This window comes from Collinsella aerofaciens, from assembly GCF_015554145.1.
Lineage (GTDB): Bacteria > Actinomycetota > Coriobacteriia > Coriobacteriales > Coriobacteriaceae > Collinsella > Collinsella aerofaciens_AA.
Window position 1 is genome coordinate 15,215 of record NZ_JADNHZ010000010.1, and the last position, 12,770, is coordinate 27,984.

Sequence of the window (12,770 nt, forward strand, 5' to 3'; positions counted from 1 at the left end):
ACTCCTCATCTGACGGACGGCGCGCCTGCGGGCAGCGCCATAGTTTGAGCCGTACCAGTATACCGAGCCGCGCGGACACCGACGCAAATCACACCACGACTCCGTGCGCCACCGTCAGGCCCGCCCCAGCGGATTTGGCGCAATGGGGTCAGGTTACTTTGCACCAATCTATTGACAATCACGAAACCGCCGATGTCATGGCAGCAGCAGCGAGCGACGGTCAGGGCGAACAAATTGGCATGAAAAGGGGGCGGCATAGACCTTTTGGTCATGCCACCCTCTTTGAATGACAAGCTGTCGCTCTGGCCGCCGCGCAGCGTCGACTAAGTTAAAGGCCGAGCATCGGCTCCAGAACGAAGAAGTATGCGAGCACTACGATGCCCAGGATGATGCGGTAAACACCGAAGCACTTAAAGTCGTGACGGCGGACGAAGCCCATGAGCCACTTGATGGCGATGAGCGAAACCACAAAGGCAACAACGCAGCCCACGCCCAAGATGGCGATCTCGTTGGTGCCGAACGTGCCGCCCTTGATGAAGTACTTGACCAGCTTGAGCGCACTCGCGCCAAACATGACAGGGATGGCCAGGAAGAACGTGAACTTGGACGCCACCGAACGCGTGCAGCCCAGCAGCAGGCCGCCGATGATGGTAGAACCGGAGCGAGACGTACCAGGCACCAGCGAAAGCACCTGGAAGCAGCCGATACCCAGCGCAGTCTTCCAGCTTAGATCCTCGAACGTGGCGATGGAACCAAAGTCCAGATTCTCGTCATCGTCCTCATCCTCAGCGGTGGCCGTGGGGGGCGCCGCAAAGTGCGCACCGGCGGGACGTCCACCCGACACCACAGCACGCGAACCAAACGAACCGGCAACGGCCATTTCCTCGCGCTTGCTCGCGCGCCAGTTCTCGATCACGATAAACAGCACGCCGTACACAATGAGCGCCAGCGCCACGACGGGAGCGTTGTAGAAATGCTCCTCCATCCAGTCGTTGAGCGGCAGGCCGATCGCCGCCGCAGGAATGCAACCGAGCACAATCTTGCCCCACAGCACCCAGGTGTCGCGACGGCCCTCCTTGCCCTTGCTGGGCGAGAACGGGTTGAGCTCGTGGAAAAACAGCACGCAGACGGCCAGAATGGCGCCGAGCTGAATCACGACCAGGAACATATTCCAGAACGTCTCGCTCACGTTCATCTTGACGAACTCGTCCACCAAGATCATGTGGCCCGTCGACGAAACGGGCAGCCATTCGGTGATGCCCTCGACCAGGCCCATGAAGGCAGATTTTAGAAGCTCGATAATATCCAAAGGGACCCCCTCGTTAGACACCCGCCGGTAGATGTTCTGCGGACGATGCGGGCGATGTCCCATTATCAACCGTTGGCGGTGCGACCGCGCCTACCCTTACCAAAAAACTCGCCCGTTCACAGAATTGCGAGCAGTTAAACCGAAATCCTTGGGTATAACTGCAACAAGATAAAGTGTCCGGCGGTCAACGCACCCGCGCCCGCCCGACGCACGAGCCCCGCGCCCGTGCGATAGACCAAGGAGGAAACCATGAACGAGGGTTACACCAAGGTATTTGTTTCACTCGACGGTACTGAGCAGCAGGATTTTGTGCTCGCACGCGCCATCAAGGTCGCCGCGAACAACGGCGCCAAGCTGATTATCGGCCACGTTATCGATTCCACGGCGCTCGAGAGCGCCGGCTCCTATCCGGTCGATTTGGTCAACGGTCTGGAGGAGGCCTTTAAGAACTCCATCGAAAAGCAGCTCGAAGAGGCCAAGGCCAATCCCGATATTCCCGAGGTCGAGGTCATGATACGCGCCGGTCGTATTCGCGAGACGCTCAAAGACGAGATGCTCGACGTGGTCAAGCCCGACCTGGTGCTCTGCGGCGCTCGCGGCCTGTCCTCGATCAAGTATGCGCTTCTGGGTTCGATTTCGACGTTCCTGCTGCGCAATACCGACTGCGACATTTTGGTCGTAAAGTAGCGTTGCTCCCACCGGCCGCGGGGCCTGCGGGGTTTCCACGGGCACGTCCTCGCCGCGTTGCGGCTGCGGGATGTGCCCTTAGGAAACCCCTCCCGGCCTCGCGGCCTTCGCAGCCTTACTTCAGCGAGTTGGCTGATAAAAGATGGCGTGCCGCCCCGTTTGGGGCGGCACGTTTTGTTTGGGCTGCACGTTTTTGTTTTGGGAGATCCATTTGAGCCTCATAGTTATGTTCACGTTCGGGAACATAACGCCAGTTGCCTTAGCTAAGTTCACGTTCGGGAACATAGCCGTCCGCAGCGCAAGACGGCCCGGCTACTCAAAGTATTGGAACTTGTTCGTCGAGAAGGCGAACGTTACGACGAAGCCTTCGGCGGGCTCGGATGCCGCGGTGACGTCGATGCCCATCTTGGAGCACAGGCGCGCCACCAGGTAGAGGCCGATGCCCGTTGCGCGCTTGGTGGTGCGGCCGTTGTCGCCGGTAAAACCCTTCTCGAACACGCGCGGCAGGTCGGCCGCGCTCACGCCGCAGCCGTTGTCCGCGACGGTAAGCTCGATGCGTTCGCTCGCCAGGCCCTCGTCCAGCAACGCGCCCGAAAACACGATCTTTGCGCCGTCCTCGCGCGCATATTTGATGCTGTTCTGAATAAGCTGGCCTAAGATGAACTCCAGGCATTTCTCGTCGGTAAAGACCTCGAAGTCGAGGTTCTCGCACACCGGAGCCACGTGCGCCGCGATAAGCTCGCGCGCGTTGGCTTTAATCGCGCCCGTCACCAAGGTCTTGAGATCCCAACGGCGAATCAGGTAGTCGCGCTCCACGACTTCCGAGCGCGCATAGTACAGCGCCTGGTCGATATAGCGCTCAACGCGAGCCAGCTCGCGACCCAGGTCATCCACACGCGACAGGTCGTCTTCGCTGCCGTCCAGGTTTTCCAAAATCAGGTGGGCCGCCGCCAGGGGCAGCTTGGCCTCGTGGACCCAGCTCTCGATATAGTCGCGATAGTCATCGGTCTGACGTCGGCCTTCGGCAACCTCGTCGCAGGCAGCTTTGCCCACCCGGCGCAAGACCTCGTATTCGAGCTCGCCCTCGGCATAGGTCGGGCATTGCACCATCTCCTGCACCCATGCGGGACTCTCGAGCTCCTCTGCCGCGCGCTCCAACTGACGCAGAAAACGGCGACGGCGAGCGTACTCGATCACGATGCCGAGCATACCGAAGATAAAGGACACGCCAACCGCCACGACCACGATAGAAACGGGTGCGCCGGCGACCGTCAGCACAAAGCAGCTCAGCAGCACGCCGCACGTCCACACGGCGACGGGAAGCAGTGCATCTTTAAAGAACTTGCCAAACGACATAGCCGGCCCCTAGACCGAATAGCCTTGGCCGCGATGCGTCGTCAAATACCCCTTGATGCCGATTTTTTCGAGCGTGGTGCGCAGGCGGTTGATGTTGACGGTGAGCGTATTGTCGTCCACGAAGGCGTCGGAGTCCCACAGGTCCTGCATGATGGCCGAGCGCGAGACGATCTTGCCCGCGCGGCTCAGGAGCAGCGAGAGAATGCGCAGCTCATTTTTGGTGAGCTCGGTGCTGTCGCCGGTCGCCGTGTTGGTGACCATAGAGCGGGCGAGGTCGAGCTCCAGCCCCTTGTGGACGAGCGTGCTGCGCTCGCCTGACGCCGCGGTGCGACGCAGCAGTGCGTTGATGCGCGCCACGAGCACGCGCGCGCTATAGGGCTTGGGAACAAAGTCGTCCGCGCCGAGCGTCATGGCCATGACCTCGTCGATCTCGGTCGTGCGCGAGGTGAGGACGATGATGGGGACCTCGGATTCGCGGCGAACCTCGTGGCAGATATGCTGGCCGTCCTTGACGGGAAGCGTGAGGTCGAGCAGCACCAGGTCGGGCGCGGCGGCGAGAATATCGCGCGAGACATGCTCGAACGATTCGCAGGCCTCGATTTCAAACCCGGCGCGGGCAAGGATGTCGACAAGCTCACGACGAATGGGCTCGTCGTCCTCAACGATATAGATTAGCGCCATGGATTCCGCTCCCCTCTTGGTTGTCTTGCCACCATTATGGCTGCGAAACTGCAGGTGCGCGCCACGCACGTCGCCAAGGTGACAGAACTGTTCGCGAGCGGGGGCGTTTTGTCCGCCTCGCACTCGCAGCGGTGGCGGGAACCAAAATGATTCTTTAATCCCCGTCCCAGAATAATCATTTAGCGGCGGGCGCGAAGCTTTTCGTAGCCGTCGGCGAAGAAGGCGACCGTCGCGGCATCAGACTCGGCGGCGTCGGCGTCGGTGGCAGGCACCACGCCGTGCTCGTCGCTTACCAGGAACAAGGCGCCCTTGAGCTGTGCGGGAATGTCTACGCGCGTGACCGGGATGCCCTTGGTCTGGGCCAGCTGCTCGATGAGTGTCGCCGTGCCGCACAGGCACTCGTCCGCCGGCGCCACAAAGGCCAGCTCGCCGTCGTTGACGGCGGCAAGCAGCTCGGGCGCCACGCCGGTTTCGTCGGCCTCGGAACGGGCCTCGGCAGAGCGGGCACGCAGCGCCTTGGCTGACGTATCGGCGAGCGGCTCGTACTCCCCCACTGTCATGGCGGCGTTGCCGTTGATGTCGATCACCAGCATGAGCACGCCGTCGTGCGCGGTATAGTCGCCCTCGGCTAGCGACCACTCAACGTGCTGCTTGGCCCAGCTGAGCATGTTATGGGTAAGTGGCTCGCCCTGCACCAGACGCTCGGACAGCGCGCGAATGTGGCGGTTGAGCATGGGTACCTTTTTGTTGGACATGCGCCAACGGCAGACAAGCGCGGGCTTGTCGAGCGTAAACTTCTCGACCGCCTCCTGATTGGCGCAAAAGTCCTCGTACGCACGCTGATCCTCGGCATTGCCAAACAGCTCGGCATCATCAATCTGGGGCATGGTTGTACCTTTCGTGTTAGTCATTCCGTCCTCTTATACCAAAAAGACGGCCCTCCAAACGGAGCGGCCGTCTTTTGCAGAGATTATTTTAGAAGCGAGGCGGTCCAAGAGACGAGATAACATCCCATCCTCCCCAGTCAACCTAACAGGTCGGCGAGGGTTGCCCAAGTGCCGCAGATTGCCGTGAAAGAGGAGCGACGCGTACTTGGGTACGCGAGCGACGAATGAGCGGCAAGGTGCGGTGGTTGGGCAAGCCGCAGCGCCACCTCCCTACTTAATGGCGGAAGTGGCGGGCACCCGTGAAAACCATCGCAATATTGTGCTCGTTGCAGGCCTGGATGCTCTCGTCGTCGCGCTTGGAGCCACCGGGCTGGATGATGCAGGTCACGCCGTGTGCGGCAAGCACGTCGACGTTGTCGCGGAACGGGAAGAACGCGTCACTTGCGCAGGCAAAGCCGCCCTTCTCCACGCCTTCGCGCTCGCAAAAGTCCTCGGCGCGTTCGCAGGCAAGCAGTGCGGAGTCAACGCGGTTGGGCTGACCCGGGCCCATGCCAATGCCGGCCTTGCCCTTGGAGACCAGGATGGCGTTGGACTTAACGCCCTTGCAGACCTTCCAGGCAAACTCGAGCTCGGCCATCTCAGCGTCGGTGGGCTTGCGGTCGGTGGGGAACGTAAAGGTCGCGGGATCCTCGGTCACGTGGTCGACCTCCTGCACCAGCATGCCGCCGTCGATGGAGCGCAGCTCCACCTGGGCACCGTGGTCCACGCCGCCGGTAGCCAGCACGCGCAGGTTGGGGCGCTTGGCCATGCGCTCGAGCGCCTCATCGGTGTAGCTCGGGGCGATGATGACCTCGACGAACTGCTTGTTCTGGTCGGCGAAGTGCTCAACCAGCTCAAAGGGAACCTCGCGGTTGCAGGCGATGATGCCGCCGAAGGCGCTCTTGGGATCGCAGGCGAAAGCGCGGTCGTAGGCGGCCGTGATGTCCTCGGCAACGGCGGAACCGCAGGGGTTCTGATGCTTGAGGATCACGCAGGCCGGCTCGTCGAACTCGCGGACCAGGTTCCAGGCGGCATCGGCGTCCAGATAGTTGTTGTAGCTGAGCGGCTTGCCCTGGATCTGCTCGGAGCCCACAAGCGGGAACTGAGAGCTCGCGGTGTTCTCGCAGCCCTCGGCAAAGCGGTAGACCGTAGCCTTTTGCTGAGGATTCTCACCATAGCGCAGGTCGTCGACCTTCTCCAGCGAAATCTCGAGCTTGGCAGAGGTGTCCGCCACGTCGCTTGCCTGGGCGGCAAGCCAACGGGAGATAGCCGTGTCGTAGGCGGCGGTGGTCTGGTAGACCTTCACCTGCAGGCGACGACGGGTGGAAAGCGTGGTGCAGCCACCGGTCTCGCGCATCTCGGCCAGGACGGCATCATAGTCGGCCGGGTCGGAGATGACGGTAACGCTCGCGGCGTTCTTGGCGGCAGAGCGCAACATGGAGGGGCCACCGATGTCGATGTGCTCGATGGCATCCGCAAAGGTGACCTCGGGGTTGGCGACGGTCTTCTCGAACTCGTACAGGTTGACGACGACCAGGTCGATCAGCTTAATGCCGTGCTGGGCGACCTCCTGCATGTGCTGCTCGGAATCGCGGCGGGCCAGCAGCGCGCCGTGAACCTTGGGGTGTAGGGTCTTAACGCGGCCGTCCATCATCTCGGGATAGCCCGTGAACTCCTCGATGGGGGTTACGGGAACGCCCGCGTCCTCGATGGCACGAGCCGTGCCGCCCGTAGAGATGATCTCGACGCCAAAGTCATCAACCAGCGTCCGTGCGAAATCGACGACACCCGTCTTATCGGTAACCGAGATCAACGCGCGTGCGATCTTCACATCAGATCCCATGCAGTCCTCCTGTCTGGTACGCCGCCGTGCTCTGTGAGTCGGTGATACGTCGATCTGCAGCGCTCGCGCAGCGGCATTGAAAATACTGATTCAATGTAGCGCATCGAGCGCGACGTTGCATCCCGCAACGCACGGCTGTGCAGAAAAAGTTTGCGAGCGGGGGGATGGGCACGGCACCGGGCACGGTGAGTTCATGGAACACAGGGGCACCATAATTAGATGCCAATAGCGTGGTAGAACTGTGCTCGATATGCATCCGCAAAAGAAAGAGGCACCATGGTCTCGCGGGTTCTCTACCGACCGTTTGATACCGAAGACTTCGACGCCATCGCGCTGATTCTGCAGCAGCTTTGGCATAACAATTCGGATAACGATGAGTACAACCGCCTTGAGGCCGCGTGCGACCTCGCCTACTGCCTTTCATCCTCGACGTTTTCGCAGGTTGCAGTGATTGACGGCGAGGCGCGTGGCATTGCGCTCGCGCGCGCGGGACAGAGTTCCGGCGCCACCGTCAAGGAACATTGGATGGACACCGAACGCGCTCTGCTATCGCAAATGCGCGAGCTGGAGCCTGATGCCTGCGCCGAGTATCTCTCGTTTGTACGCGCAACCATCCGAACCAACAACCGTCTGCTCGAGAGCAGCCCGTTGCCGCACGACAACGAGGTCACGCTGCTTGCCGTGGATCGCGATGTCCATGGCCTGGGCGTTGGCACGGTTCTGCTCGATGCCGCAGTCTCGCACCTGTCCTCGCTTGGAGCGACGAGGGCGCACCTGTACACCGACTCCAACTGCTCGTGGAAGTTCTACGAGCTGCACGGCTTTAAGCGCACGGCCACGCACCGCGCCAACCGCGAAGAGCGCCGTCACGACATGCCGCGCGAAAGCTTCCTCTACGAACTCGACCTAACAGCCTAGCCCAGGCAGCCACACCTAGTCATTTAAGTCTGTCCCCAATGAGTAGCCTTGGTGATCTGCAAATAGCTGTGGTCAAAAAACATCAAATATGAGTACTGTTACCTTTTTAGTAGCAGCGATTTGGGGCATTTTTGATGCTTGTAGGCATGACGACCAGCTGCACGAGCTGACGTAACTCCCCAAATGTTTAATAAAATGGGCTCCTAATGAGAAGTACTCTCATTAGGAGCCCATTATTATGTGCAAACATATGTGACCAACGCAGCAACAGTACTCATATTTGGCATTTTTTGTCCACTGCCCCTTGCGCGAAGGTCCTCAGCGGAAAGTTTGACCCGTTTCGATGCACAAAAAAGGGATGAATCTTCCCTGGCAACCGCCCAGAAAGATCCACCCCAAAGCAAGCGCTCACTAGAACGTTCCGCCGCCGCCTCCGCCGGCGCCGCCACCACCGCCGCCAGAGAAGCCGCCGCCGCTGCCGCCGCTCGAGCTATCGGAGCTCGAAGCCAGCTCGCGGATGGTCTCGTGGTACACATCGTTGAACGAATCGAGCGGGGACTCGTTGCCGTAGTGATGGTAATACCACCAGTAGCAGGGGTAGTTGTCGTAGAAATCGTCGCTGTTGCGCAGGTCCGCAGGCACGGCCTCGGCCAGCTGTCGCAGCACTTCTTTCGAAACGCCCAGGGCAACGCCCATCACCAGCAGCTTGTTCCACAGCACCAGATCGCCCGGGACGGCTTCCTTTAGGCGTGTGAAATCCTCGAGCCAATGCTTGAGCGCCTTGCAGCGAGCCGCCACCTCGGCGCCCTCCGGCGTGTAACGGCGGAAGGTGCAGCTCAGGACAAAGCCCACGATCGTAACGGGGATCGAGATCATAGCGGCACCGACGTTGGCGTCCGCAAAGTCGGTATAGAACAGAGAGCCCAGAATGCCAAAGACAATGATGATGCCGAGAACCAGGCCGGCCACCATCGCGATAGTGCCATCCGATGCAATAAGCTCGCGCGCCTCCAGCTTGCCCTTAACTGTGCTCTGATAGTCCTCGAGCTTGTCGCCAACAGATGTGGTGCGCTCGCTAGCGTACTCCTCCAGCTCGCTAAACGTGCGCGAACGGACTCCGTCCTTATCGGGCTTAACGCCGGCGAAGAAGACCTTGAGCACATCGCGATCGATGCCGTCCTTCTTGGCAGCCTTCCAGGCCTCGTCGGTCACTGTGATGCGATACGTCTGCTCCTCTTTTTCGCGACGGAGCAGACCCTTCTTCTTGGTCTCGGTCGCTTCTTCCAGCTTGATCACGCGGTCGTCGGTGAGCTTCATAAGCGTGGCGATATATGCCTGATCGGGCACGTCGTTCCAGCTCATAAGAGCTGCAAGCACCGCGGGATGGTCGGCCGAGGGCACATCGCGGAAGTACTCGTCCTGGAAGAGCGGCTTGGGCTTGGGCCTGCGCAGCTTAAGCATCACGATCACACCGGTATAGGCAACCGCCACGACAACACACACCACGGCAATCGCGCCGGCAACCGCACGCGCGTGCTCACGGCGAGCGTTGGCCTCGTCGGCCCATTCCTTCTCTTCGCTCAGAATCGTCGACATGCGCTTTTCGCCCGAGACGGCAAGCTGCGGCACCCAGTCGCTGGGGAAGGCGATGCGTGCCTCGGCGAATTCGCCCTCATGCACGCAGGGAATGGTATAGGTGACCATGGGCTCGTCCGCATCGAGCGACACGTCGCCCGTCAGTGGGCCGTGGCCCCATGCGCGGAAGTTATCGCCCTTGACGGCAGCCGTCCCGGCAGCGGCATTTGCAAAGTAGACTTCCATCTCGACGTCATCGGAATCCGCCGACCAGCCGTCGCCGACGAATTTCCAGTAGAGCTCGGCGGTATCGGCCCAGTTCATAACCGCACCGGTCATGGAATAACTCACGTAGTAGATTGCGCTGTCGCCGCTCTCGTGAGGGCTGAACACCTTAATCTTTACGCCGTCGTCGGACTGTTCCACCGTGTAAACGCCGTCGTCGCCTTTATTTGCGCTGTCGACCTTGTTAAACGCAGTGTCGTCTTCCTCGACGCTCAGCACATTGACGACCACCGAGCCGCCTTGCTGGTTAGAGCCTGTATTGATATCCCAATACACGCCGTTAATGTCATCGTCGAAATCGAACTGGCGTCCCTCGACAACGGTCAGCGAGCCATCGGCCTCGACCGTGGCACCGATGTAGGTTTGGCTCATGGAGTAGCCGTCGGCGTGCGCGGCGGCAGGCAGCAGCAACAACGCAAGCGCGACGAGTGCGCAGACGGAAGCGAACCGCGCAAACAGGCGGCGCTGCCGACAGGGCTGGGCAACGGGGGCGTTCATAGGCACATCCTTTGTCTGTGGTACCAACAGCGTTATTGTCCCACGTTTACGGGCGCACATGACGAGCATCTAGGCCAGCGGAGTATTAAACAGGACAAAAGTTACGCCCGCGGCCGGCACCTGGGGACGTTCCTTATCTGCCGGCAATCTGGGACACTCCTTGGCATAGCCCGCTCCGGCAATAGATACCACTTCATAGCTCCATCACAGGTGTAGCGGCTTTGTGTGGGCGCGGCGTGAGCCGATTAAGCCGGCGAGCGAGGGGCATAAAGCAGTTGAGCGAAAATGGTTTGCCCCTTTGCCGTTCGCTCGAGGATCATGTCCCCCTTTTCCGCGGAAACCCCGGCAGTTGCGAAGAGCTGCCGGGGTTTCTGTCGTTTGAGGGCTAGATTGATTGACGACGATTAAGGTGCCGAGCCGGTGGTCCGGCACGCGCAACGCGCGGCCGCGGCAACTTGCGAGCATCGACGACGCCTCCCCTCACCTCACCCCGCGCTATACTCGTCCGCATGGATATCAACGCATGCAACATAGCAACGCCCGCCGTGGCCACGTCGACGGCGACCAACAGCAAGCTCGTCCCCGCCCCCGCGCCTGTCGTGGGCCGTTTTGCCCCGTCACCCTCGGGCCGCATGCACCTGGGCAACGTGTTCAGCTGCCTGTGCGCGTGGCTTTCGGCCCGCAGCCAGGGCGGCAGCATCGTGTTACGCATTGAGGACCTGGACGATCGCTGCAAGCGCCCCGAACTTGCCGCTCAATTGATTGACGACCTGGCCTGGCTGGGGCTGGAGTGGGACGAAGGCCCCTACTATCAGCACGACCGCCTAGACCTGTACGAGAGCGCCTTGCGCCGGCTGAAAGACGCCGGCCTCACCTATCCCTGCTTTTGCACACGCGCCGAGCTCCACGCCGCGAGTGCACCGCACGCGAGCGACGGCACGCCCATCTACCGTGGCGCCTGCCGAAGTCTTTCGGCCGAGGAGGTGGCCCGCCGCAGCGCCCTGCGCGCCCCGGCCACACGTCTGCGCGTGCCCACCGTCGACGACCTCGCAGACGACGTGATCGAATTTGTGGATCGCACGTACGGCGCCCAATGCGAGGCGCTCGCCACCGAGTGCGGCGACTTTTTGGTCCGCCGCAGCGACGGCGTATTTGCCTATCAGCTAGCCGTGGTGGTCGACGACGCCGCCATGGGCGTCACCGAGGTCGTGCGCGGATGCGACCTGCTGGGGTCCACGCCGCGCCAGATCTATCTGCAGCACCTGTTGGGACTGCCCACGCCGCACTACGCACATATTCCGCTGCTCATGGCACCGGACGGCCGCCGCCTTTCCAAACGAGACCGCGATCTGGACCTGGGCGAACTCCGCGCCCGCTTTGGCACGCCCGAAGCGCTGCTGGGCTGGCTCGCCGGGCAAACGGGCATCGCGCCGGACACCACGCCGCGCTCTGCCGAGCGGCTGGTCGAGCACTTTAGCTGGGACGTCATCCGCGCGCACCGAGAGAACATCACTGTAACGACCGAGTAGCCAAATACACCCCCCCTACGCAACATCCCAAGGCTGGAGTTCGTCGCCCAGGCGAACGATGCAGTCGTAGAGCACGGTATGGCGCTCGGCCGGGTTGGCATCACGATGAAAATGCCCGTAGTACCAGCGCTTGTAGTCCAAGCGATCTTCCAGCTCATCGAAAAACGCCGTAAGCCGATCAACGGCGGGGCAATTCCAGCCGGGCGCCGGATAAAGCGTGGGCGAAAGCATGCGCGTAGGGCAGGTGTGGGTGATCACGTAGTCGACCTTCCAGCCCACGCTGTCGAGCTTTGTCCGCGCCTCCTCAAAGTTGCGCTCGTCCGGCAGCTCCTGCGGCCACCAGCTGGAATACGGAATGCGGTATTCCTTGTCCACGCTCGTGGCGCCGCCCATGGTAAAGACCGTTGAGCCGTCGAGCTCAAAAACCTCGCCGCGCGTCAGGCGCCGTATGGGCGAGGTGTCCGACAAACGCTGCGTCAGCCCACCGTGCCACAACTCCATGGGGCGCTCTGCCCAGTGGTCGAAACGTTCGTGGTTGCCGTCGACGAACAGCACGGTATAGGGGCGCGACTCCAGCCAAGTGATGTCGGCGCACTCCTCGACAGAGAAATCCCACGGAAAGCCAAAATCGCCGGCAATGATGAGATAGTCGTCGCTCGTCAGGCTTTCCCCAAGATCCCAATCGCGCAGCTTTTGCATGTCGAGGCCGCCGTGAATATCGCCCGTCACATAGACCGTCATCGGATCACCACTTCCCTGTAAGTCGCTAGCCCACATTCTGCACGATCACTAAGCCAGCCGTTCCAGCCCTTCCATCCCTTAGGGCTTACCCTTCGTTCTTCCATCCAAACGGATCAAGCACCCAAAAAACCAGATCGAGCACGCCGCCGGTCATCATGGCGCCGGCAAGGGCCATGCAAACGTGCAGAGAGCTGGCACTTCGAAGCACGTCGAATGGCCCCCGAACAGCCAGCAGCGCGACCGCTGCGCCGGCTACGCACAGCGCAAGGCACGGTCCTGCGTCCTTAACGCACTTCTTTGCGAGATGCTTTGCGTTGTCGCCCATCGATATCGAACTCCTTAGAGGGTCGTTGTTCAGATGCATGCCGCCGTGGCAGAACGAAGCGGCAGAGTAAGTGTCACATGCCGTGCAGACATCAATG

Annotated in this window: 11 protein-coding genes; 3 read left to right on the top strand and 8 right to left on the bottom strand. The window is 61.2% G+C overall.

The genetic code is table 11. The features are described 5' to 3' along the window. Positions 1–328: 328 nt before the first annotated feature. Positions 329–1,309, bottom strand: a complete 981-nt coding sequence (locus I2E13_RS05270) for an undecaprenyl-diphosphate phosphatase (protein WP_195404400.1) — start codon at positions 1,307–1,309, stop codon at positions 329–331. A 249-nt stretch (positions 1,310–1,558) separates the two neighbouring features. Between I2E13_RS05270 and I2E13_RS05275 the strand changes: the two genes are divergently transcribed. After that, positions 1,559–1,996 carry a universal stress protein gene (locus I2E13_RS05275; RefSeq protein ID WP_117583590.1) on the top strand — a complete coding sequence of 146 codons (438 nt, stop codon included), beginning with the start codon at positions 1,559–1,561 and terminating at the stop codon, positions 1,994–1,996. 312 nt (positions 1,997–2,308) lie between these two features. Here the strand turns inward: I2E13_RS05275 and I2E13_RS05280 are convergent, their stop codons facing one another. The 4 genes from I2E13_RS05280 to purH all read right to left on the bottom strand — a co-directional run bounded on the left by I2E13_RS05280 (position 2,309) and on the right by purH (position 6,802). Then, positions 2,309–3,352, bottom strand: coding sequence for a sensor histidine kinase (locus tag I2E13_RS05280; protein ID WP_195404401.1), 1,044 nt, complete (start codon positions 3,350–3,352; stop codon positions 2,309–2,311). A gap of 9 nt (positions 3,353–3,361) precedes the next feature. Beyond that, positions 3,362–4,033 (bottom strand): response regulator transcription factor, encoded by a 672-nt coding sequence (locus I2E13_RS05285; protein WP_117564915.1) that lies wholly within the window; start codon positions 4,031–4,033, stop codon positions 3,362–3,364. 179 nt (positions 4,034–4,212) lie between these two features. Next, on the bottom strand, positions 4,213–4,920 hold the full coding sequence (locus I2E13_RS05290; RefSeq protein WP_229057838.1) for a hypothetical protein: 708 nt from the start codon (positions 4,918–4,920) through the stop codon (positions 4,213–4,215). A gap of 274 nt (positions 4,921–5,194) precedes the next feature. Beyond that, entirely contained in the window at positions 5,195–6,802 is a 1,608-nt protein-coding gene (gene purH / locus I2E13_RS05295; RefSeq protein WP_195404403.1) for a bifunctional phosphoribosylaminoimidazolecarboxamide formyltransferase/IMP cyclohydrolase, read from the bottom strand. A 276-nt stretch (positions 6,803–7,078) separates the two neighbouring features. Here purH and I2E13_RS05300 point away from each other — a divergent pair, with 276 nt between their 5' ends. Then, positions 7,079–7,720, top strand: a complete 642-nt coding sequence (locus tag I2E13_RS05300) for a GNAT family N-acetyltransferase (RefSeq protein ID WP_195404404.1) — start codon at positions 7,079–7,081, stop codon at positions 7,718–7,720. Between the two features lie 411 nt (positions 7,721–8,131). On the opposite strand, the gene I2E13_RS05305 is transcribed toward I2E13_RS05300, so the two are convergent. After that, entirely contained in the window at positions 8,132–10,078 is a 1,947-nt protein-coding gene (locus tag I2E13_RS05305) for a DUF2207 domain-containing protein (protein ID WP_195404405.1), read from the bottom strand. A gap of 509 nt (positions 10,079–10,587) precedes the next feature. Here I2E13_RS05305 and gluQRS point away from each other — a divergent pair. Continuing rightward, entirely contained in the window at positions 10,588–11,607 is a 1,020-nt protein-coding gene (gene gluQRS, locus I2E13_RS05310; RefSeq protein WP_267472472.1) for a tRNA glutamyl-Q(34) synthetase GluQRS, read from the top strand. A gap of 15 nt (positions 11,608–11,622) precedes the next feature. Here gluQRS and I2E13_RS05315 read toward each other — a convergent pair whose 3' ends face one another. Beyond that, positions 11,623–12,348: a metallophosphoesterase gene (locus I2E13_RS05315; RefSeq protein WP_117840481.1), complete on the bottom strand. Its 726-nt coding sequence runs from the start codon at positions 12,346–12,348 to the stop codon at positions 11,623–11,625. 85 nt (positions 12,349–12,433) lie between these two features. Continuing rightward, entirely contained in the window at positions 12,434–12,673 is a 240-nt protein-coding gene (locus I2E13_RS05320; protein WP_195404406.1) for a hypothetical protein, read from the bottom strand. Between the last annotated feature and the right edge of the window lie 97 nt (positions 12,674–12,770).